This window comes from Thiolapillus sp. (genome assembly GCF_048562965.1).
Lineage (GTDB): Bacteria > Pseudomonadota > Gammaproteobacteria > Chromatiales > Chromatiaceae > Thiolapillus > Thiolapillus brandeum_A.
Genome location: NZ_JBHNMF010001640.1, coordinates 1 through 524, shown reverse-complemented (window position 1 = coordinate 524; position 524 = coordinate 1). Strand labels below are relative to the sequence as shown.

The 524-nt window shown below is 58.2% G+C and carries 1 protein-coding gene; it reads right to left on the bottom strand.

The genetic code is table 11. The annotated features are described in order from the left end of the window. Positions 1 to 49: 49 nt before the first annotated feature. Positions 50 to 524 (bottom strand): hypothetical protein (locus ACOCD2_RS25965; protein WP_305802546.1); only part of this gene is annotated, 475 nt, incomplete at its 5' end.

Here is a 524-nt window from a genome sequence, read left to right as displayed (position 1 = left end):
TGCACCGCGGGTGAGGATATTGCGGTAGCGTTTCTGCAGATTTTTGTACTCATTCCCGGTCAGGCGCTTCGATTGGCGTTTGGCGACAATGGCGCAGGGTTCCTGGAGCAGGCGCTTCATACGCTGCCAGCCATGGAGAGCGAAGCGAAGGCTGGTAGTCCCCAGTAGCCGCGAGGCCGCACTGTTTTCCCGGCGTGCCTTGCGCCAGAGGGAAAACAAAGTAGGCCTCCGAACGCGGCGTCCAGTCATATGGGAGCCAAGTACGGAGCAGCAACGAGCTTGCGAAGTTGTTGCGTAGTGCTTGGTGACCAGGACGGCTGGGGCACCAATAGGTTGTCAAAGGCCGAGTCGATTTTGGGGACTGGGATGTCCCAAAATCTATCACGAGGCCGAAGACACGCTTGTTGGCCGCCCAGGCATAGTTATTGGAGTCGATGACGAAGGTGAGCTCGCGCAGCAGGTGCGAACCACACAGCCCATGGCCGCATTGGTCATACGAGAGATAAGAGGCCCAACAGTCATGG